This is a genomic window from Xanthomonas cucurbitae, from assembly GCF_002939885.1.
GTDB classification, from domain to species: Bacteria; Pseudomonadota; Gammaproteobacteria; order Xanthomonadales; family Xanthomonadaceae; genus Xanthomonas; species Xanthomonas cucurbitae.
On the sequence record NZ_MDED01000026.1, the window covers coordinates 1 to 20,238 of the forward strand.

A 20,238-nucleotide genomic window follows, 5' to 3' on the forward strand; every position below is an offset into this window, starting at 1 on the left:
TGGCTGAACCCGGATAACGACGATAGAAAAGCACCCGATGAAATGAAGTTCGCAGCATGAAATAGCGGACAACTATGTTGACAATCACCGCAGGCAGCGCGGCAACAGGAAACCTTGCAACGCGAGCAGCGCAGTCGGCACCAGGACATGCAGCAGCACGACCACGCGCAGCAGCAGGCGCAGGACGTGACGCAACGCGAACAGCAACTATCGCAGGCGCAGCACGCTCGGGAACGCGCTCACGACCAGCAGACAACACAATCGCGCCAACCGCAGCAACCGGAACCGCCGCACGACCGGCACGTTGCATCACGCGAGCAAGCACAGCACCAGGCGCAGGAAACCCGGGACAGCTCCGCCTCGCCACTGCCGGTAGCGAACACGTTGCAGCATCCAGCCCAGCGTTCGGCACACGATGCCGCTGCACACCCCACAGAACCAGCACAGGCCTTGGGTGAGCCTCGGCTTGCAGCCGACCTGGCACACCAGCAAGCATTGGCCAGGCTGGCGCACGAAGGCGATGCACACGGCGTCGCGCAACCGGCGGCACGGGCCGCTGCGACGCGGGTAGCGGCAGTACCCTCCTCTGCGTCGGATGATGCACAGCGACAAGCCGCTCAGCCGCTGCACTCCCACCAGATCGATGCTAGGCAGCCGCAGGTGCCACTCTCCACTTCCCAAGCGCGGCCTGCGGACCTTGCGGCGGAGCCTGAGCAGGTGAGGCAGCCGCTGCACTCGCTATCGCCGGCTGTCCCCATCGCTGCGCGGCACGGCGATGCCCCAGCCTGGCAGACAGCCGGGCCAGACACGCCTGACGCTGCTGCGACGATGTCACGACCAGGCCTGCCTATTGCTGAGCGCGCCATCGCCGCTGGCAACAGTGAGATCGTTGCACCGCAGGCATCGGGCCTGGCCCAGGCCGGGCCATCGGATCCACCAGCGGCCGCTGCATCGAAAGATCCGAACACCGCATGGGACGAGCTCTACGACAGCCTGCGTGCACTACGCCTCCAGGGCGAACGGGATCTTGAAAGAAACACGCGTGTCGCAGACGAACGACGCGCGCGCATCGGGCGCGGAGAACAGCCCTTCACCGCGTTGGAATTGCATGGTGAAGACGACCCGGACAGCCCTCCGGCACGAGTGGATGCGCGATACCCGCGACAGCCCATGCCACATCACGCTGCCGGTGCGCATGCCACAGACCAGCAAGGTGATCGACCAGCGCTCCAACGCACGACCATCACCGGCGATCCAGACGTGGATGATCTGGTCTATGCGCTGGACTCCAAGAACGATGTGGCCATCGCACATGCCCTCAAGCGTGTGGCCAACAGCGCGCAGGGCAATGCCTTCGCGCAGGAAGGTCATGCCCATCTGGACGCCAAGGCCCAGCAGGAAGCCCAGGAGCACGTCGCGGCGCACCAAGCCCTCGGGATGGACGTAGCACCAGAGGTACAGACCAGCCGTGGCCCGGTGATGGTACTGACGCTGCCGCAGTTCGCGCACGGGCCCACGCTGCCATACGGCCCGCAGGGTGAGGGGGGCGGCGGCAGCGGCGACGGAGGTGGTGGCGGCGGCGGATAGGCGGCGGATAGCTGGAGTACGCACAACCAATCAATCCTTCGAGAGAACACCATGGATATCCAGAACAATACCGGTCTAGACGACACCACGGCATCGATGAGGGAAGCGATCAAGGCCATGGCCGTCTTGATCGCGGCGCTGCAGCAGCGTGAGCAGAATCTTGAGCAGCGGGTGCAGCAGCAGATGCAGCTTTTGCAGGGCGCAGTCGCCAATGCGGATCGGCAGGTCAACCAGGTGATGGAAGACGCGCTTCCACGCCTGACGCAGGTGAGTCAGCAGGCGTTGATGCAAACGCTGGAGCCGGCGTCCGAGCGCCTGAACCGGACGCTCGCCGATGCGGCACACACGCTCCAGCAAGCGACCGCACGCTATGCGCAAGCACAGCACGCGCTGGAGACTACCGCCACCCGACGCATGTGGCTCGGCTTGGGGGCCATGATGATCGGAGCCATCCTGTGCATGGGAGGGCTGGTCTATGCGGCCAAGGGAGCCCAACCAGTCCTGGCAGAGGCCGCTCAGCGCAGAACCGAGATCGCTTATCTGGATCGGGTTGCACGCGCCGATCTGCTGCCCTGCGGCAAGGACAGACTATGCGCCACGTTCGAGACCAAGGGACCGCGCTATGGCAATCGCGGGCAGTACCGAGCGATCACCCTGCGCCAGCAATCGCCTTAACAGTAAACAGGTCAGTGGACGCGTCGTTATGCGAATCATTGCGCGCCAAACGGTAGCAATGCAATTCACCCGAATGCGCCGAATCCGGCACTTGCGACATTATCCAGGAAGATAATCGTTAAAAATGATCTGGCCCTGGCGGACCGCGACGCGGAGGCCACTGCTATTCCAACCTTGCCGGGGGCAGGCAACCGCAACTGGTCGGGTTTTGTAAAGAACCGGCCCGGACCAGGCTCAGCAAGCTTCTGTGCGGCGAACTGCCCAAGGTTTGATGCCCCACCGCCGTAGAGCGACGGTGTTCAGTCTTCGCGAATGTCGGCAATGTCTTGAAGACCTTGCGGGCACTTGCCTTTGCACGCATAGAATCCGATGTCGGCGCACGCTCAGGCGTTCACCCTTATCTCCGTCCGCAAGGCGACCGGCCGGACGGTCTTCACGGAGAACCACCATGTCTGCAGTTCAACCCTTCATTCGTACCAACATCGGCTCGACCCTGCGCATCACCGAAGAACCGCAGCGTGAGGTGTACTGGATCAACATGCATGCCGACCTGGCCGATCATCCTGGGCGGGCCTGCTTCTCGACCCGACTGGTCGATGACATCACCGGCTACCAGACAAACTTGGGGCAACGACTCGCAGCGGCTGGCGTCTTGTCGCCACACGTGGTGCTGGCATCGGACAGCGACGTATTCAATCTGGGTGGCGATCTGGCGTTGTTCTGCCAGCTCATTCGCGAAGGCGACCGCGCACGCCTGCTGGACTATGCGCAGCGCTGCGTCCGCGGCGTGCATGCCTTTCATGTCGGCCTCGGCGTGCGTGCGCACAGCATCGCCTTGGTGCAAGGCAACGCGCTCGGTGGTGGATTCGAAGCGGCGCTGAGCTGCCACACCATCGTCGCCGAGGAAGGCGTCATGATGGGGCTGCCCGAGGTGTTGTTCGATCTGTTTCCCGGGATGGGCGCCTACTCTTTCATGTGCCAGCGCATCAGCGCTCAACTGGCGCAAAAAATCATGCTGGAAGGGAATCTATATTCGGCCAACGAATTGCAGAGCATGGGCCTGGTCGATCGCGTCGTCCCGCGCGGACAGGGTGTTGCTGCGGTGGAACAAGTGATTCGAGAGAGCAAACGCACCCCGCATGCCTGGGCGGCAATGCACCAGGTGCGCGAACTGACCACGGCCGTACCGCTGGACGAGATGATGCGTATTACCGAGATCTGGGTCGACACGGCGATGCAACTGGGCGAGAAGTCACTGCGCACCATGGACCGCCTGGTGCGCGCCCAGTCGCGTCGCTCGGAACTTGACGCAGGCTGATGCGTCGGCGGTCTGTCTATTCGCGACTCTGGGGGGAGCACTCGTCGTCCCTGGCGCCTTGCAAGCGTGCGCCGAGTGCCTCTCTTCCCGCTGTCAGCTGTTCGCGCAACACCGACAGACGTTGTCTCCATTCGCTCTGCAATTGCCAATCGGCCATGCGCATCAGTTCGCCGCCGTTACCGGCCACTTGCGCCAGGCCCAGATTGCTGGCGACGCCACGCAACGCATGCGCGTTCTCACGCAGTTGCTCCCAATCCGAGCGCGTGCCGTCGCGTTCGATCGCAGTCATGCAGTTATGTGCATCTTCCAGGCACTGCCGGACGAACTGCCGTTCGAATTCGTCGCCCATGCCCAGCGCCGCCAACTCGTCCAGCACGCTGGCGTCGAGCACGCCCTGGAAACTGGTCGGCGCCTGCACCACGGTGGCCGGCGTCGCCAAGGGGCGGGTACTGACAGCCAGGTCGGCCAGGGTGTCGAGCAATCGGGCCGCGACCACCGGCTTGGCGAGAAAAGCGCGCGCGCCGGCCTGTTCGCAGCCACGGATCGCTTCCGGCGTGACGTCGGCGCTGAGCACGATCACCGGCGTGTAACGCATGCCGCTGGCTTGCATCACCCGCAATTGCTTGAGCATCTGCAGCCCATTCATGCCCGGCATGTGCAGGTCCACGATCGCCGCGTCGAAGTCTTCCTCGCTCAGCGCGTCCAGCACCTGTTCGCCCCCGTTGACGCACAGCACCTTGTGCCCGGCCTTTTCCAGCAGACGCTGCAGCACCATGCGATTGGCTTCATGGTCATCGGCCACCAGCATGCGCATGCTGCGTACCCGCGCGCGATGACGCAGGAACGGATTGGAGAACGCGATGACATTCGAGGCTTCCAGTTCGTCGGACGCCTCCACCGGCGCACCGGCGGGACCGCGCGCTTGGGTGGATTTCACCGCCTCGCCGATCTCGACCGGCAACTCGAACCAGAATACGCTGCCGTCGGGCTGGTTCTGCTTGAATCCGATACAACCGCCCATGGCTTCGACCAGCCCCTTGGCGATGGTGGTCCCCAGCCCGGTTCCTTCATAGCGACGCGACAGACCGACATCGGCCTGCTCGAACGCCTCGAACAGCCGCGGGCGCATATCCATCGGCACGCCGATTCCGGTGTCTTCGATCTCGAAGCGCAGCCGCACCGCCTCATCTGCGTTACCGGGTATGCGCGACACCCGCAACAGTACATGCCCATGCTCGGTGAACTTGACCGCATTGCCCAGCAGATTGAGCAATACTTGCCGCAGATGGCCAGTGTCGCCCTTGAGCAGGTCCGGCACCTCTGCAGCGACTTCGGTGATGTATTCCAGGCCCCGCGTCCTGGCCTGCGGCTTGAGGATCATATCGACGGAGCCGATCGTTTCTCGCAGCGAGAAGTCGCGGCGATCGATGCGGATCTTGCCGGCCTCGATCGCGGAGATATCCAGCACTTCTTCCACCAGCGACAACAGGCTGCGTGCCGATGCCTGGATGGTATTGAGGCATTCCTTCTGTTCGGCATCCAGCCGCGTGGTCGCCAGTACCTCGGTCATGCCCGACAGCCCGTTGAGCGGAGTGCGGAACTCGTGGCTCATGTTGGCCAGGAAACGGCTCTTGGCCTGGTTGGCGTGCCGCGCCTCGCGTACTGCGCGGGTCAGCGCACGCAACAAAGAGTCGAAATACAGCGGCACCGCGATCAAGCCCAGCAACAACCCCCAGCTCAGGTAGGGATTGGCTTTCCAGTACGGCGAAATCAGGATGGCACTGAGAAAGCTCAGACTCCCCATGGCGGTGGCGGCGCGCAGATACGGGCTGCCATAGCGCAAGCCGTTACCAATGGTCACCCACAGGCACACCGCATACAGCGGCGAGGCGGGCTCGCCCTGGATGGCCATGATCGCGCCGGTGCAGGTGTAGTCCACCACCATGCCGACCAGGCGGCGTGTATGCGAGATCTGTGGCCTCAGCAGGATCGCCACCATCAATCCAAGCGACACCACCAGCTCGCCGACCAGGATCAACCAGGTCGCCATCAGGGTATCGCCGTGGGTGTGCAGGTAGCGCCAGCCCAGGTAGGAGATGAACAGGGTGGTGATGAGAATACGGATCAGATTCTGCGCGTGTTCCGTATCTGCCCGCCCTGAGAGGCGACCCTTCAGCCATGGTAATGGAGACTTCATAGACGCCTCAGTGCCGCGTTTGCTTGGATGGGGTTGGGGGGTGGCCGCGCAATGGCGCCATGTCGTCACCGTGGTCGTGCCCGGCGACGGGCGGGTGGGCATCGGCAACGTCGTCCAGCAGGCGCAGCAAGGACATGGGAATCACCACCAGTGCCGCCAGCAGGGCAAGCCCGAGCTCGGTCCGTTGTTGCCAATACGGGCTGTTGGCAAGGGTTGCCCCGAAGCTGAGGACGGCCATCGCCACTGCCGTCTGCAGCGCATGCGTGCCGAAGCGTAATCCGTTGCCAATGGTTACCCACAGCACCACGACGTAAAGACACGCCAGCGGCGCACCGAACCAGGTCATCGCCAGGCTGAGCAGACCGTAGTCAGCCAGCATGCCAAGCGTGCGGCGCAGGTGCGAGCGCCCTGGTTTGACGACGATCCACACCACCAGCAGCACCGCCCCACTCTGCGCGATTGCGATCAAGCGCAACAGCAGATGCAGTGGACGGTCGGGCAGGTCCCAGTGCGAGCCGAATGCCAGGACGTACGCCAGGATCAATCCGATCATCACCACGCGCACCAGCGCCTGGCGATGCTCACTGTCGGCGCGCCGTACGAACCGGTCGCGCAACCGGGCGAATACAGCCCTCACGTCATACCCCGGGTCGCGCCGATGCGGTGGAGAATTCGCCGCAGATCTGGTCGAGCTGGGCGCGGCCGCGCAGCAATGCATCCACGCAGCGCGGGTCGAACAGGCGGCCGCGCTGCGCATACAGATAGGCCAGCGCCGCATCCATGGTCCATGCATCCTTGTATGGGCGCGGCGACAGCAGCGCGTCGAAGACGTCGGCTACCGCCACGATGCGCGCTTCCAGCGGAATCGCCTCGCCCACCAGGCCATCGGGATAGCCGGTGCCGTCGTAGCGTTCATGATGGCGCAGCGCGATCAGCGCGCCGATCTGGATGAAACGGTTCTGGCTGCCGCTGAGCAATTCGTAGCCGATGCGCGGGTGACGCTTCATCACGCTCATCTCGTCGTCGGTGAGCTTGCCCGGCTTGAGCAGCACCGCATCGGGAATGGCGATCTTGCCCATGTCGTGCAGCGGTGCAGCCATCTCGATGATGCGCACCTCTTCCTCGGACAGCCCGAGTTGCTCAGCGATCAGGCCGGCCACGTGCGACATGCGCTCCAGGAAGGCGCTGGTGCCGGAATCGCGGTATTCGATGGCACGCGCCAGCCGCGACAAGGTTTCGCGCTCGCGCTCCTCGACCTCGTTCATGCTGGCCAGAAGACGCTGCTCCAGCGATAGCGCGCGTTGCTTGACGCTCTCGCTCTGCTGGCGCAGCTGCAACAGATTGGCGCAGCGCGCGCGCAGTTCGCGCGGGCGGATCGGCTTGACCAGGAAATCGATCACCCCGGCTTCCAGTGCGGCCTGCCGGATCGGCTCGTCACCGACGATGGTGATGAGGATGATCGGGATGTCGCGGTGGATGGGCAGCCGGCGCAGGCGCCGCGCGAACTCCAGGCCGTCCATGCCCGGCATGCGGTAGTCGAGCAACAGCAGGTCCACCCGCCCGGCCTCGCACCAGGCCAGCGCGTCCAGCGGATCGCCGAAATCGAACACCTTCAATTCTGGCGCAATGTCTTCGATCACATGGCGCAGCATCGTCCTCGCGGACATCTGGTCATCGACAATGACGATGTTCAATCCCAGATCCGCCTTTTCCGTCCAGCTACCCCATGCATCCGTCGACACCATGCCGCGCGGACCCCCTGAAATATCCTGCATAGCCGTTGCTCCTCTATTCCGAGAACGGAAAAGCGATGATGCCGACCCCTGTGTCGACTCCCATGGACCGCAAGCGGCCCATGGCTCTGCCCTAGCATATGCAGTATCTGTGCCGCCGACACGCGGTTAGCACAAAAAAAGTCAGGCTTCCGGACGCATGTAGGGGAATAGCAGGACATCGCGGATCGACGTACTGCCCGTCAGCAGCATCACCAACCGGTCGATGCCGATGCCCAGGCCGCCGGTCGGCGCCATGCCGTACTCCAACGCACGGATGTAATCGGCATCGAAATGCATGGCTTCATCGTCGCCACCGTCCTTGGCCTGCACCTGCGCCTGGAAGCGCGCGGCCTGGTCTTCGGGGTCGTTGAGCTCGGAAAAGCCGTTGGCCAGTTCCTTGCCGTTGATGAACAGTTCGAAGCGATCGGTATAGCCAGGCTCGGTATCGCTGGAACGCGCCAGCGGCGACACCTCGACCGGATGGTCGGTGATGAAGGTGGGTTGCACCAGCGTGGGCTCGACGGTGGCCTCGAAGATTTCCAGCAGCAGCTTGCCCCAGCCGTAAGACGGCTTGACCCGGATCTTGAGCCTCTCGCAATGGCGCAGCAGCGCGGCGCGATCGGTGCAGTCGGCCACGCTGATCTCCGGGTTGTGATGACGAACGGCCTCATCCATGCGCCAGCGCCGGAAAGCCGGCGCCAGATCGATGGCGGCGCCGTCCCAGTTCACCTGCGTGGTACCCAGCACCGACTGCGCGGTGTCGCGGATCACCTGCTCTGTCAGGTCCATGATCTCGTGGTACGTGGCGTAGGCCTCGTACAGCTCGAGCATGGTGAACTCGGGGTTGTGCCGGGTCGACACGCCCTCGTTGCGGAAGTTGCGGTTGATCTCGTAGACGCGCTCCAACCCGCCGACCACCAGGCGCTTGAGATACAGCTCCGGGGCCACGCGCAGGTACAGATCCAGATCCAGCGCGTTGTGGTGGGTGGTGAACGGTTTGGCCGTGGCGCCGCCGGGGATGTAATGCATCATCGGCGTTTCCACTTCCAGGAAGCGGCGCGCGTCCAGCCAGGCGCGCATGGCGCGGATGATCCTGGAGCGTTTGATGAAGACCTCGCGCGCTTCCGGGGTGACGATCAGGTCCACGTAGCGCTGGCGGTAGCGCTGCTCCACGTCCGACAGCCCGTGCCACTTATCCGGCAGCGGGCGCAGCGATTTGGTCAGCAGCCGCAGCGTACTGGCCTTGACCGACAGCTCGCCGGTCTTGGTGCGGGTCAGCCCGCCCTCCACCGCCACGATGTCGCCCACGTCCCAGCCCTTGAACGCGGGATAGGCATCGCCGAGCACATTGCCCTGCAGGAACAGCTGCACGCGCCCGGACTCGTCCTGGATCTGCGCAAAGCTGGCCTTGCCCATCACCCGCTTGGCCATCAGGCGGCCGGCCATCTTGACGGTGCGTCCGCTGGCTTCCAGCGCTTCGGGGGTCCAGGTGTCGGCATCGGCGAATTCGGCCTGCAGGTCGCCGGCAAAGTGCTCGCGCACGAAGTCATTCGGATACGCGATGCCCTGGCCGCGCAATGCGCCCAGTTTCGCGCGACGCTCGGCGATGAGGCTGTTCTCGTCGGCGGGGATCGGTGGCGCGGGGGTCTGCTCGGTCATGGCGGGAATCGGTCTGCAATAAGTCGGGCGGTGCCCGGTGGGGAGTGAGCAACCGGCAGCGCCGGCACTCTCTTTTACGTTGGCGGTGTGACGAACGCACGCTGGTCCCGGGTCACCCGGGGCTACATGCGCTCTCGCCGCTGCGATGCAGGCACCGCAGTGGCGCGCCAGGATGCCGTGCGACGACGGCCGCCCGACGCGGCGGTCAGGCATCCAGGCGTTTGGAACCTGCGGCCAGACCGGCCTTCAGGCTGGCCTCGACGAATTCGTCCAGGTCGCCGTCGAGCACTTTCTGGGTATCGCTGCGTTCGATGCCGGTGCGCAGGTCCTTGATGCGGCTCTGGTCCAGCACATAGTTGCGGATCTGGCTGCCCCAGCCGATGTCGGACTTGGTCGCTTCCAGCGCATCGCGCTCGACATTGCGCTTCTGCACTTCCAGCTCGTACAGCTTGGCGGCCAGCATCTTCATCGCGTTGTCGCGGTTCTGGTGCTGGCTGCGGCCGGTCTGGCAGGCCACCACCGTATTGGTCGGGATATGCGTGATGCGCACCGCCGATTCGGTCTTGTTGACGTGCTGGCCACCGGCGCCGGAGGAGCGATACACGTCGGTACGCAGGTCGGCCGGGTTGATGTCGATCTCGATGTTGTCGTCCACTTCAGGCGACACGAACACCGAGGTGAAGCTGGTATGCCGGCGGTTGTCCGAGTCGAACGGCGACTTGCGCACCAGCCGGTGCACGCCGATCTCGGTCTTGAGCCAACCGTAGGCGTACTCGCCCTCGATGCGCACGGTGGCCGACTTGATGCCCGCCACTTCGCCACCGGAGACTTCCATCAGCTCGGTCTTCCAGCCGCGCGACTCGGCCCAGCGCAGATACATGCGCAACAGGATTTCGGCCCAGTCCTGCGCCTCGGTACCACCGGCGCCGGCCTGGATGTCGACGAATGCGTTGGCGCTGTCCATCTGTCCGGAGAACATGCGCTGAAATTCCAGCTTTTCCACGTGCGCCTGGTACTTGTCCAGATCGGCGATCACCGCTACCGCAGTCTCTTCGTCCTGCTCGCTATCGGCCAGCTCCAGCAGATCGCCGGCATCGGCCAGGCCAGCCAGCACGTCGGCGATCCCGACGACGGTCTTTTCCAGCAGGGAACGTTCACGCCCCAGGGCCTGGGCACGCTCGGCGTCGTTCCACACATCCGGGCTCTCCAGCTCCCGGCTGACTTCCTCTAGGCGCTCTTTCTTGGCGTCGTAGTCAAAGATACCCCCTGAGCGAGAGCACGCGATCATTGAGATCGGTGATGCGCTGGCGGATCGGATTGGTTTCGATCATGACGGATTTCCGGCAAACAAGCTGGCTAGTTTAGCAAGCGGGCCGCATGCGCGGAACGCAGCAGTGGCCGGCGCGCGCGCCGCGGCCCGGCAGCACCGCTCGACTAACCGGACGGATCACAAGACACGCCGCCGGCGTCTCGGCTCCGCACAACCCTGGGGAGGCCCCTGCAGAAAACTGCACTGCCGCTCGCGGGCGTTTGCTTCAGACCGTCACCGCGTCCGGCCTGGGCGTGCCGGCCACCTGCCCGGCCCGCGCCCGCAGCCCGGCCAGATGGCTGCGACTGCAGGGCAGCACCGTGGCGTCGCGCAGGTGCACGCGCGCGTCGCCGGAATCGACCGGTTCGATCGCCTGCACCTGGCCCAGATTGACCAGGTAGCTGCGGTGGATCCGTACGAAGACGGCCGCATCCAGCCTGGCCTCGATCGCCGCCATGGTGCTGCGCAGGGGATAGTCATGACCGCGGACGCGCAGGTTGACGTAGTTGCCGGAGGCCTGGATCCATTCGATGTCGGCGGTGGCCACCAGGAAATCGCGGCCAAGCTTGCGCACCAGGAAGCGTTCCGGGCGATCCAGCGGCTCCACGGGTGGCCCCTCGTCCGGCGCGGCGAGCAGATGCGCCTCGCCCTGACGCCGCCGCGCATACCAGCCCAGCGCGTGCTGCACCGCCACCAGCAGCGCAAAGGTGCGCAGGTCCTTGGATAGCTCGTACACCCACTGCAACCAGCCGCCGAAATCGTAGTGCGCGCCGGCCAGCCCGTAGACCAGCTTGCGCACCAGCACCATGCCGCCGACGTGCGCCAGCCACCATCCCAGGGCCGCAGCCAGGTACAGCGGCACACGTCGCAGCCAGGCATCGGCATGCAGCGGCCAGCGTGTGCACAGCCACAACACCGCCGGCAGCAGCAACAGCGCGGCGGTGGCACTGCTCAGCTCCCAGCTCAGCAACTGCCACAGCACGATCGGCTGGCCGTCGCGGCGCGCGGCCAGGCAGGCGGTCCAGACGTTGCCCAGCGCACTTGCGTAAAACACCAGCGACCAGATCACGACGGCCCAGCGCGTGGCGGCACGGCCGGCCCCGTCCCAGGCGATTGGCGGGCGCGACCCGGTCAATTCCATTGCATACGTCCGCAGTTGGCAGGTGCCGATCATAGAGGCCCGCGCAGCAAGGCGAAACCGCCATCCCGGCCGTCCCCATTCGTCCCTGGGTGGACGCCACTGGTCACTGCGGGCGGTGGTTTCCACCCCTGACCCCACCTGCGGCAAGGGCTGGTGGGCAGGATGCGTCCACCCCTCCAGCAACCGCCGACCATGACCGAGCGCCGCCACGATATCGATGCCTTGCGCGTCTTCGCCTTCGCCTTGCTGATCCTCTATCACGTGGGCATGGCCTACGTGGCCGGCTGGGGCTTCCATCTCAAGAGTGCCTACACCACCGACTGGCTGCAGCCGCCGATGATTGCGCTCAACCGCTGGCGGATGCCGTTGCTGTTCATGATCTCCGGCATCGCGATCGGCCTGGCGCGTGCCGAGCGTGCGCCCTGGCAGTTCGCCTGGCGGCGCTGCGGGCGCTTGCTGCCGCCCCTGCTGTTCGGCATGTTCGTGGTGGTGTCGGTGCAGGCCTACTGCCAGGGCGTGAGCAACGGCAAGGTGGTCCCCGGCTTCGGCAGCTTCCTGCTGCGCTACTGGCAGGTCCGGCCGTGGCCGGCCGGCAGCTTCGATGGCTGGGAACATGGCATCACCTGGAACCACCTGTGGTACCTGGCCTACCTGCTGCCCTACACCTTCTTACTGATGGTGCTGGTTGCGCTGGGCCGCGCCCTGCCGGTCACCCTGCCGCGACTGCCCACCTGCATTGCGGTCCCTGCCCTGCTGCTGGCGCCGATCGTGTGGGAAGCCTTCTGTGTGCTGTGGGTGCTGCCACGTCATCCACCGAGCCATGCCCTGGTCGGCGACTGGTTCGTGCATGCCGAGTCGTTTCCGCTGTTCGTGCTCGGATATGTGCTGGCCCACAGCAGCCGGTTATGGACGTGGGTGGCGCAGTGGCGCTGGCCGACGCTGGTGGCCGCGCTGTTGGCCATCACCACCGAGCTGAGCATTCGTCATCTTGGCCATACCCTGGATACGGCCCAGCCCAGCGCGCTGCTGGCCAACGTGCGCTGGGATGGGATCGAACGGCTGGCGCGCGCGGCCTACACCTGGCTGGCCTTGCTGGCGCTGCTGGGGTGGGCGCGGCATCGTCTGAACCACCCGTTCGCCTGGCTGTCGTACTGCACCCAAGCGGTGTTCCCTTGGTACATCCTGCACCAGAGCCTCATCATCCTGGCGCTGTACTGGCTGGCGCCGCTACAGTTGGGCCCCTGGCTGGAACCGGTACTGGTGCTGCTTGCCGCCGTGGCGGGTTGCCTGCTGTTGCACGAAACCCTGATCCGCCGCCTGCGCTGGCTGTGGCCATTGTTCGGCATGCCGATGCGCGCGCCGGAGAACCGCACGCGCCAGACCACACCAGCGATGAAGGCGTAATGGCGCGCGGCACTGTCCCGCGTCGTCGTGCAAAAACCAACATGTGCATGCGTGGAACACCGGAATCGAGTGCCACCACTGCCTGCATCCAGTGCTGCTGCAGGCGACGCGCTCCCACACGATGCATGGTGTTTGCTGCGGGTCACCGACCTGGCTGCACGCATGACAGGCGGCATGGATGCCGCCATCGAGCCTCCATGGAACGATTTACGACGTGTCCCGCGAGCGGTGAGGGCATCGCAGCCTCGCGATTTTCGCGTTTGCTGCAGGGCCCTTGCCCGCTCACCATCGCGGGACACGCTGCAAGTACGTCCTTGTAAGCTCCGTGGCGGCATCCATGCCGCCAAGGGTCCCGCGACGGTGAGCGGGCAAGGACCGGTAGAGATGGTCGGCGTGCAGGGCTTTCAATAAAGCAAGCAGCGACGCGCGGTCCCCGCTCTTCAACAGCACCTAGCCAACTGTCTAGTGCGGTGCCCTCGCCGATTGCGGGACCGTGTGGCGGCATGGATGCCGCCACCGAGCCTCCAGGGACGGATTCACGGCGTGTCCCGCGAGCGGTGAGGACACCGCGCACGCGACGCTGCGAATTTGCTGCAGCGCCCTTGCCCGCCCACCATCGCGGGACACGCTGCAAGTACGTCCTTGTAAGCTCCGTGGCGGCATCCATGCCGCCAAGGGGCCCGCGACGGTGAGCGGGCAAGGACCAGTCGAGATGGTCGGTTTGTCAGGGCAAGCGATACTGATTGCGGTGCCTGGATGACGACGCGCGCAAAGCTCTCAGATCAACCCATGCCCGTTGCCGGCTCGCAATGCTCGACGATCAACTGCACTGCGGTGCCGCCGCGGTAGTCATCACTGACCAGCCGATAGGCCAGCCGCACCATGCGCGCCGGCTCGCTGCCGTGCCAGCCGTTGAAATGGATGGCGTTGAGCGGCTCGGCACGGCCGGCGCAACGCAGCGTCAGCTTGAGGTGACGCTCCTTGAGCACGCGGTATTGCAGCACCTCGAACTGCCCATCGAACAGCGGCTCGGGAAAGCCCTGCCCCCAGGGACCGGCCACACGCAACGCTTCGGCATGCAGGTGGTCGAGTTCGTGCGCGGCCAGTTCGCCATCGCTATGCAGTTCGGCATGCAGCAGCGAAGCGTCCACCATCGTCTGCACTTGCGCTCGAAACGCCTGCTCAAAGATCGGCAACGCCGCACGTTCCATGCTCAGCCCGGCCGCCATCGCATGGCCGCCGAACTTCTGGATCAAGCCGGGATGCCGGGCATCCACCGCTGCCAGCACATCGCGGATATGCAGGCCGGGGATCGAACGCGCCGAACCGCGCAGCTGATTGCTGCCTGGCTCGGCCGGGGCCAACGCGATCACCGGGCGATGCAGCCGGTCTTTCAGTTTGGAGGCGACCAGACCGATCACCCCGGGGTGCCAGTCCGGATCGAACAGGCAGGCGGCGATCGGCAAGGCGCCATCGGCATCCAGCACCACCTTGGTCACCGCCTGCTCGGCATCGTCGGTCATCAATTGCTGCACCGCGCGGCGTTCGGCGTTGATCTCTTCCAGGGTGCCTGCGATCTCGCGTGCGCGGTTCCAGTCCTCGCTGAGCAACAGTTCGATGCCCAGCGCCATGTCTTCGAGACGGCCGGCCGCATTCAAGCGTGGGCCAAGCGCGAACCCGATATCGCTGGCACTCAGTCGCGCCACGTCGCGGCCGCTGGCGTCGATCAAGGCACGCAGGCCGATGCAGCCGCGCCCCTCGCGCAGCCGACGCAGGCCGGCCGAGACCAGCGCCCGGTTATTGGTATCCAGCGGCACCAGATCGGCCACCGTGCCCACCGCCACCAGATCCAGCAATACCGATAGATCTGGCTCGTTGCGGTCGGCGAACGCGCCACGCGCACGCAGCACGCTGCGCAAGGCCAGCAGCACGTAAAAGATCACGCCCACGCCGGCCAAGGATTTGCTGGGGAAATCGTCCACGGCCAGGTTCGGGTCCACGATCGCATCGGCCGGCGGCAGTACCTCGCCCGGCAGATGATGGTCGGTGACCAGCACCGTCCAGCCGCGCGCCTTGGCCGCAGCCACACCGGCATGGCAGGCGATGCCGTGATCGACGGTGACCAAGACATCCGGCTGCAACACGGCCAGCTCATCCACCAGCGCTGGCGACAGGCCGTAGCCATGCACCATGCGATTGGGCACGGCGTGATGCACATCCAGCGCGCCCAGCATGCGCAGGCCGCGCACCCCCACTGCGCAAGCGGTAGCGCCGTCGCAATCGAAATCGCCCACCACCAGGATGCGGCGTTGCTGCGCGATCGCATCGGCCAGCAGGGTCGCTGCCACGGTGCTGTTGTGCAGCCGCTCCGGCGACAGCAACTGCCCCAGCCGCGGCTGCGCGCCTTGCACGTCGGTCACGCCGCGTGCGGCGTAGATGCGGCGCAGCAGCGGCAACATGGCATCGGGCCAGCTTCCGGCCTGCCCTGCCGGGCGCCGGACAATCCGTGGAGTGCCCGTCATTACGCCAGCTGCAACCGCGGTGAACGCCAGAACCGCCAGCGTTGTGCGCGTGCCAGCGACAGCGTTTCGCCGTCCTGGAAATCCAGCACCAGCCGATCCAGCTCGCCGCGGGTCATCGCCGCCAGCAGCGGTGCCACTGCGTCGTCGCCGAATTGCTGCAGCGAGCGCAGATGGCGCAGATCCACCAGCGCATCCACGCGCTGTTCGTCCTGCGCATCGGCACCGGCCGCCAGGGCCAGCGCACGCAGCAGCGATTCACGGCTGCGCACCTGGCGATGCGGCGATGTCACGACCTGCGGCAATACGCCACCGCCCCAGAACCACAGCGAGTTGATCGCCGGTTTGCCGCTGGCCACGCGACCTTCGTTCCAGGGATGCTGATGCAGCATCACCTGTGCTTCGGTCAGCAGCGCGCGCCAGCGCCGGCCAAGATCGCCGGCCGGCAAATGGTCGAACAGGTCATCGCCGATCGCCACATCCGGCGGTGCGAACTCGGGCAGCTTCGCATCCGGCGACAGACGCAGATACCAGCGCGACGGCGTGGGCGCATCGAGCAGGAATCCGGCATCGCCGAACATCGGCTTGAGGATCGGCAGCAGCATCGCCAGATCCTCCGCGGTGGCACCGAGCGCCTCGCCATAGCCCATCAGCCGCGCGCCCTGCATGTCCGGCACCACGTAGGCCGGGTCGGCGCGCACCCAGGTGGCGCCGGCGGCATCGCCGGCATCCAGCTGCCGCGTCAACGCGGCCACCGGCCAGTACGACGGGGTCAGGGTGAAGTGGCGCTGCAATTGCGCCACCTCGCCCGCATTGGCGACGTGCTGGTCGGCACGCGCCAGTGAACGCGTCACCACCGCATTGCCCAGGGTCCCGGGCAGGCGGCGTTTTTCCGGCAGCAGCAGCGTGGCGGTGGTCATCGCGCAGTGATGCCGCTCAATCCAGGTACGCGACGCTGACCACTTCGTATTCGCGCTGGCCAGCGGGCGCGTCGATGGTCACCGCATCGCCTTCCAGTTTGCCGATCAGGGCGCGCGCCAGCGGCGAGGAAATCGCGATCAGGCCCATCTTGATGTCGGCTTCCAGGTCGCCGACGATCTGGTAGCGCTTTTCCTCGTCGGTCTCGACGTCGGCCAGCGTCACCGTGGCGCCAAACACGATCTTGCTGCCGGCGCCCAGCTTGGTGATGTCGATGATCTCGGCATGCGAGAGCTCGCCTTCCAGCTGCTTGATGCGGCCTTCGATGAAGCTCTGCTGCTCGCGCGCGGCGTGGTACTCGGCGTTTTCCTTCAGATCGCCGTGCGCGCGCGCTTCGGCGATCGCGGCGATCACCGCCGGACGCTTGACCGATTTCAGCTGATCCAGTTCCTCGCGCAAGCGCTGCGCGCCTTTGGATGTCATGGGTGCTCTCATGCTTGAAGCTCCTTGTGCAGTTCCTGCAGCGACCAGACAGGGCCGGTGCCGCGGAATTCCAGCGAATGCACCAGCGCCTTGGCGCCGGCGACAGTGGTCGAATAGGTCACGCGATGCTGCAACGCTTCACGCCGGATCGAGAACGAGTCGGAGATGGCGGCACGGCCCTCGGTGGTGTTGACGATATAGACGATCTCGCCGTTCTTGATCGAATCGACGATATGCGGGCGGCCTTCGGCCACCTTGTTGACGATCTCGCAGCTCAGCCCGTTCTGCTGCAACCAGGCACCGGTGCCGCGTGTGGCCACCAGGGTGAAGCCACGCTCCACCAGCGCCTGCGCCACCGGCAACACGCGCTGCTTGTCCGGATCGCGCACCGACACAAAGGCCTTGCCCACCGGCGGTGCCTTGATGCCACCGGCTTCCTGCGCACGCGCGAACGCGGCGCTGAAACTGCGTCCAACGCCCATCACCTCGCCGGTGGAGCGCATTTCCGGCCCCAGGATCGGGTCCACGCCCTGGAACTTGGCGAACGGGAAGATCGCCTCCTTCACCGAATAGTAGTCCGGCACGATTTCCTGGGTAGCGCCCTGCTCGGCCAGCGTCTTGCCGGCCATGCAGCGGGCGGCGATCTTGGCCAGCGGCATGCCGATGGCCTTGGACACGAACGGCACGGTGCGCGAGGCGCGCGGGTTCACTTCCAGCAGATACACGATGTCATCGCCGGCATCGTTGACCTGCACCGCGAACTGGGTGTTCATCAGGCCGACCACGTTCAAGCCTTCGGCCAGCATCACCACCTGGCGACGCAGTTCGGCCTGGGTCTCGGGCGAGAGCGAGTAAGGCGGCAGCGAGCAGGACGAATCGCCCGAATGCACGCCGGCCTCTTCGATGTGTTCCATCACCCCGCCGATCAGTACGTTGCCGTCCTTGTCGGCAATGATGTCCACGTCCACTTCCACCGCGTTGTCCAGGAAACGGTCCAGCAGCACCGGCGAGTCGTTGGAGACCTTCACCGCGTCGCGCACGTAGCGCGCCAGATCCGATTCGCCGTAGACGATCTCCATTGCGCGGCCGCCCAGCACATAGCTCGGGCGCACCACCAGCGGGTAGCCGATCTCGCGCGCCAGCACCAAGGCTTCTTCCGGGTTGCGCGCAATGCGGTTCGGCGGCTGCTTCAGGCCCAGCGTGTCGACCAGTTGCTGGAAACGCTCGCGGTCTTCGGCCAGGTCGATCGAGTCCGGGCTGGTGCCGATCACCGGCACGCCGTTGGCTTCCAGCGCACGCGCCAGCTTCAGCGGGGTCTGGCCGCCGTACTGCACGATCACGCCCTTGGGCTGTTCCAGCTCCACGATCTCCAGCACGTCTTCCAGCGTCAGCGGCTCGAAGTACAGGCGGTCGGAGGTGTCGTAGTCGGTGGAGACGGTTTCCGGATTGCAGTTGACCATGATGGTTTCGAAGCCATCGTCGCGCAGCGCCAGTGCCGCGTGCACGCAGCAATAGTCGAACTCGATGCCCTGGCCGATGCGGTTGGGACCGCCACCGAGAATCATGATCTTGTCGCGACCGGTGGGCAGCGCTTCGCACTCGTCCTCGTAGGTCGAATACAGGTAGGCGGTGCTGGTGGCGAATTCGGCCGCGCACGAGTCCACGCGCTTGTACACCGGGCGCACCTTGAGCGCGCGGCGCAGCGTACGCACCGATTCTTCGTTGCTGCCGATCAGCTGCGCCAGACGCGCATCGGAGAAACCGGCGCGCTTGAGCGTACGCAGGCGCGGCGCATCCAGCGCGGCCATGCCGTCGTCGGCCAGCTGCTGCTCGTGGCTGATGAGTTCCTCGATCTGGTCCAGGAACCAGGGGTCGATGAAGGACAGCGCATACACCTCGTCCACCGTCATGCCGGCACGGAACGCATCGGCCACGTAGAACAACCGCTCCGGGCCCGGCGCCTTGAGTTCGCGCTTGAGCACGGCCATGTCTTCTTCGCTACCCAGATCCAGGCCGGTCGGGTCCAGCCCGATCTTGCCGGTTTCCAGGCCGCGCAGCGCCTTCTGCAGTGATTCCTGGAAGGTGCGGCCCATCGCCATCACCTCGCCCACCGACTTCATCTGGGTGGTCAGGCGCGCATCGGCCTGCGGGAACTTTTCGAACGCAAAGCGCGGGATCTTGGTGACCACGTAGTCGATCGACGGTTCGAACGACGCCGGGGTCAGGCCACCGGTGATCTCGTTGCGCAGTTCGTCCAGCGTGTAGCCCACCGCCAGCTTGGCGGCGACCTTGGCGATCGGGAAGCCGGTGGCCTTGGAGGCCAGCGCCGAGGAACGCGACACGCGCGGATTCATTTCGATGACGACGACGCGACCGGTGGTCGGGCTGATGCCGAACTGCACGTTCGAGCCGCCGGTGTCCACGCCGATCTTGCGCAACACCGCGATCGAGGCATCGCGCAGGCGCTGGTATTCCTTGTCGGTGAGGGTCTGCGCAGGAGCGACGGTGATCGAGTCGCCAGTGTGCACGCCCATCGGGTCGAGGTTTTCGATGGCGCACACGATGATGCAGTTGTCCGCAGTATCGCGCACGACTTCCATCTCGAATTCCTTCCAGCCCAGCACCGATTCTTCCACCAGCACTTCGGTGGTCGGCGACAGCTCCAGGCCGCGGCCGACGATCTCGATCAGCTCTTCGCGGTTATACGCGATACCACCGCCGCTGCCGCCCAGGGTAAAGCTCGGCCGGATGATGGTCGGATAACCGACGCGGGTCTGGATATCCAGCGCTTCTTCCAGCGTGTGCGCCACTTCGGCCTTAGGGCAGTCCAGGCCGATCTCGCCCATCGCCACGCGGAACAGTTCGCGGTCTTCGGCCATGCGGATGGCTTCGCGCTTGGCACCGATCAGCTCGACGTTGTACTTCTCCAGCACGCCGTGGTCGGCCAGATCCAGCGCGCAGTTCAGCGCGGTCTGCCCGCCCATGGTCGGTAGCAGCGCATCAGGCTTTTCCTTGGCGATGATCTTTTCCACCGTCTGCCAGTTGATCGGCTCGATGTACACGGCGTCGGCCATGTTCGGGTCGGTCATGATGGTGGCCGGGTTGCTGTTGACCAGCACCACGCGGTAGCCCTCGTCGCGCAACGCCTTGCACGCCTGCGCGCCGGAATAATCGAACTCGCAGGCCTGGCCGATGACGATCGGGCCGGCGCCGATGATGAGGATGGTTTTAAGGTCGGTTCGCTTTGGCATTG

14 protein-coding genes and 1 pseudogene are annotated in these 20,238 nt (G+C 65.4%); 4 read left to right on the plus strand and 11 right to left on the minus strand.

What is annotated here, in order from left to right; genetic code table 11:
- Positions 1-84: 84 nt before the first annotated feature.
- Positions 85-207 (minus strand): hypothetical protein, encoded by a 123-nt coding sequence (locus tag XcuCFBP2542_RS20230; protein WP_274393817.1) that lies wholly within the window; start codon positions 205-207, stop codon positions 85-87.
- A gap of 945 nt (positions 208-1,152) precedes the next feature.
- Between XcuCFBP2542_RS20230 and XcuCFBP2542_RS20315 the strand changes: the two are divergent.
- The 3 genes and pseudogenes from XcuCFBP2542_RS20315 to rpfF form a co-directional block, all read left to right on the plus strand.
- Positions 1,153-1,587, plus strand: a pseudogene (locus XcuCFBP2542_RS20315) (hypothetical protein); the annotation flags it as partial.
- Positions 1,588-1,638: 51 nt separating this feature from the next.
- The gene (locus XcuCFBP2542_RS13875; RefSeq protein ID WP_104604122.1) at positions 1,639-2,262 is read left to right on the plus strand and encodes a hypothetical protein; all 624 of its coding nucleotides are present in this window, start codon (positions 1,639-1,641) and stop codon (positions 2,260-2,262) included.
- Positions 2,263-2,710: 448 nt separating this feature from the next.
- Positions 2,711-3,580, plus strand: a complete 870-nt coding sequence (gene rpfF / locus XcuCFBP2542_RS13880; RefSeq protein WP_104604123.1) for a diffusible signal factor synthase RpfF — start codon at positions 2,711-2,713, stop codon at positions 3,578-3,580.
- 16 nt (positions 3,581-3,596) lie between these two features.
- Here rpfF and rpfC read toward each other — a convergent pair whose 3' ends face one another.
- The 6 genes from rpfC to XcuCFBP2542_RS13910 form a co-directional block, all read right to left on the minus strand.
- Positions 3,597-5,777: a sensor histidine kinase RpfC gene (rpfC, locus tag XcuCFBP2542_RS13885; RefSeq protein ID WP_104604124.1), complete on the minus strand. Its 2,181-nt coding sequence runs from the start codon at positions 5,775-5,777 to the stop codon at positions 3,597-3,599.
- Positions 5,778-5,784: 7 nt separating this feature from the next.
- Entirely contained in the window at positions 5,785-6,414 is a 630-nt protein-coding gene (locus tag XcuCFBP2542_RS13890) for an RpfH protein (RefSeq protein ID WP_104604125.1), read from the minus strand.
- 1 nt (position 6,415) lies between these two features.
- A complete protein-coding gene (gene rpfG / locus XcuCFBP2542_RS13895) occupies positions 6,416-7,552 on the minus strand; it encodes a cyclic di-GMP phosphodiesterase response regulator RpfG (RefSeq protein WP_104604126.1) in 1,137 nt (378 codons plus the stop codon).
- A 141-nt stretch (positions 7,553-7,693) separates the two neighbouring features.
- Complete coding sequence (lysS, locus tag XcuCFBP2542_RS13900) at positions 7,694-9,211, minus strand: lysine--tRNA ligase (protein WP_104604127.1); 1,518 nt, start codon at positions 9,209-9,211, stop codon at positions 7,694-7,696.
- Between the two features lie 205 nt (positions 9,212-9,416).
- Positions 9,417-10,542, minus strand: a protein-coding gene (prfB, locus tag XcuCFBP2542_RS13905) for a peptide chain release factor 2 (RefSeq protein WP_104604128.1) whose coding sequence is annotated in 2 segments (ribosomal slippage) — positions 9,417-10,466 and positions 10,468-10,542 — 1,125 coding nt in all. Because the reading frame shifts where the segments join, the coding sequence is not laid out codon by codon here.
- Positions 10,543-10,746: 204 nt separating this feature from the next.
- Entirely contained in the window at positions 10,747-11,694 is a 948-nt protein-coding gene (locus tag XcuCFBP2542_RS13910) for a LytTR family DNA-binding domain-containing protein (RefSeq protein ID WP_104604129.1), read from the minus strand.
- Positions 11,695-11,853: 159 nt separating this feature from the next.
- On the opposite strand from XcuCFBP2542_RS13910, the gene XcuCFBP2542_RS13915 reads away from it, so the two are divergent.
- Positions 11,854-13,065, plus strand: a complete 1,212-nt coding sequence (locus XcuCFBP2542_RS13915; protein WP_170066992.1) for an acyltransferase family protein — start codon at positions 11,854-11,856, stop codon at positions 13,063-13,065.
- A 782-nt stretch (positions 13,066-13,847) separates the two neighbouring features.
- Here the strand turns inward: XcuCFBP2542_RS13915 and recJ are convergent.
- The 4 genes from recJ to carB are packed head-to-tail and all read right to left on the minus strand — an operon-like array spanning position 13,848 to position 20,236.
- Entirely contained in the window at positions 13,848-15,587 is a 1,740-nt protein-coding gene (recJ, locus tag XcuCFBP2542_RS13920; protein WP_104604131.1) for a single-stranded-DNA-specific exonuclease RecJ, read from the minus strand.
- Positions 15,587-16,504, minus strand: coding sequence for a phosphoglycerate mutase (locus tag XcuCFBP2542_RS13925; RefSeq protein ID WP_104604132.1), 918 nt, complete (start codon positions 16,502-16,504; stop codon positions 15,587-15,589). The genes recJ and XcuCFBP2542_RS13925 overlap by 1 nt, the downstream gene beginning before the upstream one ends.
- 16 nt (positions 16,505-16,520) lie before the next feature.
- Positions 16,521-16,985, minus strand: coding sequence for a transcription elongation factor GreA (greA, locus tag XcuCFBP2542_RS13930; protein ID WP_029219710.1), 465 nt, complete (start codon positions 16,983-16,985; stop codon positions 16,521-16,523).
- Between the two features lie 8 nt (positions 16,986-16,993).
- Entirely contained in the window at positions 16,994-20,236 is a 3,243-nt protein-coding gene (gene carB, locus XcuCFBP2542_RS13935) for a carbamoyl-phosphate synthase large subunit (RefSeq protein WP_104604133.1), read from the minus strand.
- Positions 20,237-20,238 lie beyond the last annotated feature (2 nt).

What these genes read in the sequence shown, in the direction of transcription:
- XcuCFBP2542_RS13915 (WP_170066992.1), top strand. Translation starts at nt 11,854, where the DNA reads ATGACCGAGCGCCGCCACGATATCGATGCCTTGCGCGTCTTCGCCTTC.
- rpfC (WP_104604124.1), bottom strand. Translation starts at nt 5,777, where the DNA reads ATGAAGTCTCCATTACCATGGCTGAAGGGTCGCCTCTCAGGGCGGGCA.
- greA (WP_029219710.1), bottom strand. Translation starts at nt 16,985, where the DNA reads ATGACATCCAAAGGCGCGCAGCGCTTGCGCGAGGAACTGGATCAGCTG.
- XcuCFBP2542_RS13925 (WP_104604132.1), bottom strand. Translation starts at nt 16,504, where the DNA reads ATGACCACCGCCACGCTGCTGCTGCCGGAAAAACGCCGCCTGCCCGGG.
- rpfF (WP_104604123.1), top strand. Translation starts at nt 2,711, where the DNA reads ATGTCTGCAGTTCAACCCTTCATTCGTACCAACATCGGCTCGACCCTG.
- rpfG (WP_104604126.1), bottom strand. Translation starts at nt 7,552, where the DNA reads ATGCAGGATATTTCAGGGGGTCCGCGCGGCATGGTGTCGACGGATGCA.
- lysS (WP_104604127.1), bottom strand. Translation starts at nt 9,211, where the DNA reads ATGACCGAGCAGACCCCCGCGCCACCGATCCCCGCCGACGAGAACAGC.
- XcuCFBP2542_RS13875 (WP_104604122.1), top strand. Translation starts at nt 1,639, where the DNA reads ATGGATATCCAGAACAATACCGGTCTAGACGACACCACGGCATCGATG.
- XcuCFBP2542_RS13910 (WP_104604129.1), bottom strand. Translation starts at nt 11,694, where the DNA reads ATGATCGGCACCTGCCAACTGCGGACGTATGCAATGGAATTGACCGGG.
- recJ (WP_104604131.1), bottom strand. Translation starts at nt 15,587, where the DNA reads ATGACGGGCACTCCACGGATTGTCCGGCGCCCGGCAGGGCAGGCCGGA.
- carB (WP_104604133.1), bottom strand. Translation starts at nt 20,236, where the DNA reads ATGCCAAAGCGAACCGACCTTAAAACCATCCTCATCATCGGCGCCGGC.